The sequence below is a fragment of the Streptomyces sp. NPDC053431 genome, from assembly GCF_044544925.1.
GTDB lineage: Bacteria > Actinomycetota > Actinomycetes > Streptomycetales > Streptomycetaceae > Streptomyces.
Genome location: NZ_JBITXX010000068.1, coordinates 1 through 2,524 on the forward strand (window position 1 = coordinate 1; position 2,524 = coordinate 2,524).

The 2,524-nt window shown below is 69.1% G+C and carries 3 protein-coding genes; all 3 read right to left on the reverse strand.

The genetic code is table 11. The features are described 5' to 3' along the window. A partial coding sequence (locus ACIGXE_RS37630; protein ID WP_399754668.1) for an adenosylhomocysteinase occupies positions 1-326 on the reverse strand: 326 nt, incomplete at its 3' end. Next, complete coding sequence (gene metF / locus ACIGXE_RS37635) at positions 319-1,236, reverse strand: methylenetetrahydrofolate reductase [NAD(P)H] (RefSeq protein ID WP_399754670.1); 918 nt, start codon at positions 1,234-1,236, stop codon at positions 319-321. The genes metF and ACIGXE_RS37630, both read right to left, overlap by 8 nt. Then, on the reverse strand, positions 1,233-2,524 hold a 1,292-nt coding region (locus tag ACIGXE_RS37640; protein WP_399754671.1), incomplete at its 5' end, for a vitamin B12 dependent-methionine synthase activation domain-containing protein. The genes metF and ACIGXE_RS37640, both read right to left, overlap by 4 nt.

Below are 2,524 nucleotides of genomic sequence, written 5' to 3' on the forward strand. Positions count from 1 at the left end.
TCGTCGAGGGTTTCGCCCTTCCAGGCGAAGACGGGGATGCCGGCGGCGGCGATGGCGGCGGCGGCGTGGTCCTGGGTGGAGTAGATGTTGCAGGAAACCCAGCGGACTTTCGCGCCGAGGGCGACGAGGGTTTCGATGAGGACGGCGGTCTGCACGGTCATGTGGAGGGAGCCGGTGATCCGGGCGCCGGCCAGGGGCTGGGCCTGGGCGTATTCGCGGCGGATGGCCATGAGGCCGGGCATCTCGTGTTCGGCGAGGGTGATCTCCTTGCGGCCGAACTCCGCCAGGCCGATGTCGGCGACCTTGAAATCGGTGAACTCAGACACGTGCAAAGCTCCTAGTGCTGTCGGTGCCGGGCGTGGCGTAGGTGGACTGGATGTTCTGGTGGATCTCAAGCGTCGCGAGGGACTTGTTCAGCGTGATGTAGTGCAGGCCGGGCGCGCCCTCGGCCAGGAGGCGCTCGGCCATGCGCGTGGCGTGGTCGACGCCGATGCGGTGGCCGGCGGCCGGGTCGTCACGCGCGGCTTCCAGGCGGTGGGCCAGGTCCTCCGGAAAGCTCGCGCCGCTGAGTTCGGCGAAGCGGCTGATCTGGCGGACGTCGGTGGCCGGCATGATCTCCGGGATGATCGGGGTGTCGCAGCCGGCCACGTCGACCCGGTCGCGCAGCCGCAGGTAGTCCTCCGGGTCGAAGAACATCTGCGTGATCGCGTAGTCGGCCCCCGCCTTGCACTTGGCGACGAAGTGCCGGATGTCGCTCTCCCAGTCGCGCGACCGCGGATGCTGCTCGGGGAACGCGGCGACACCGATGCCGAAGTCGCCCAGTTCTCTCACCAGGGACACGAGTTCATGGGCGTGGGTGAAGCCCTCGGGATGCGGGATCCAGGGCGCGTTCGGGTCGCCCGGCGGGTCGCCCCGCAGGGCGAGGACGTCCCGCACGCCCGCGTCGGCGTACTGGCCGACGATGTGGCGCAGTTCGGCGACCGAGTGGCCGACGGCGGTGAGGTGGGCGACGGGCCGCAGCGTCGTCTCCGTCGCGATCCGCTTGGTCACCTCGACCGTACGGTCCCGGGAGGAGCCGCCCGCGCCGTACGTGACGGAGACGAACGTCGGCGACAACTGCTCGATCCGGCGGATGGCGTTCCACAGCGTGTGGGTGCCCGCCTCCGTCTTCGGGGGGAAGAACTCGAAGGAGAAGGAACGGGTTCCGCTCGCGAGGACCTCGCGCACGGTGCTCATCGGCGTCCTCCCGCGTTGAAGTAGGTCGCTTCGGGGTGGTGGACGACGAAGGCGTCCGTGGACTGCTCGGGGTGCAGCTGGTACTCCTCGGACAGCTCGACGCCGATCCGTTCGGGCCGCAGCAGGGCCGCGATCTTGGTGCGGTCCTCCAGGTCGGGGCAGGCCGGGTAGCCGAGGGAGTAGCGGCAGCCCTGGTACTCGGTGCGCAGCATCCCCTCGATGCCGGCGGGGTCGGAGCCTCCGATACCCCACTCCGCGCGCACCCGTCCGTGCCAGTACTCGGCCAGCGCCTCCGCCAACTGCACCGACAGACCGTGCAGTTCGAGGTAATCGCGGTAGGAGTCCGACTCGAAGAGCTTGCCCGTGGCCTCGCCGATCTTCGAGCCGACGGTGACCATCTGGAGAGCCAGGACATCGGTCTCTCCGGACTCCTCCGGGCGGAAGTAGTCGGCGAGGCAGAGGCGGCGGCCCCGCTGCTGGCGGGGGAAGGTGAAGCGGGTCCGCTCGCCTCCGTTCTCGTCCAGGACGATCAGGTCGTCGCCCTTGGAGACGCAGGGGAAGTAGCCGTAGACGACCGCGGCTTCCAGGAGGCGGTCGGTCTGGAGGCGGTCCAGCCAGCCGCGGAGGCGGGGGCGGGCTTCCGTCTCGATGGTGTCCTTGTCCTTCAGGCCCCACTGACCCTTGAACAGCGCAGCCTCGTCCAACCAGCTCGCGTACTCGGCCAGCTGGATGCCCTTGACCACCCGCGTCCCGAGGAAGGGCGGCTCGGGTACGGGGTTGTCCACGGCGACGTCCGAACGGCCCGCCGGCTCCGGCTCACGCACCGCCTCCACCAACGGCGTTTCCCGCTTCGGCACCCGGCGCTGCTTCAGCTCCGGCAACGTCGCGCCCGGCACCCCCCGCTTCACCGCCATCAGCGCGTCCATCAGCCGCAGACCCTCGAAGGCGTCGCGCGCGTAGCGGACCTCACCCTGGTAGATCTCGTGCAGGTCCTGCTCGACATACGCCCTGGTCAGGGCCGCACCGCCGAGGATCACCGGGTACTTGGCGGCCAGACCCCGGCCGTTCAGCTCCTCCAGGTTCTCCTTCATGATCACGGTCGACTTCACCAGCAGACCGGACATGCCGATCACGTCGGCGGAGTGCTGCTCGGCCGCCTCCAGGATCGCCGACACCGGCTGCTTGATCCCGATGTTGACGACGTTGTAGCCGTTGTTGGAGAGGATGATGTCGACGAGGTTCTTGCCGATGTCGTGGACGTCGCCTCGGACGGTGGCGAGCACGATGG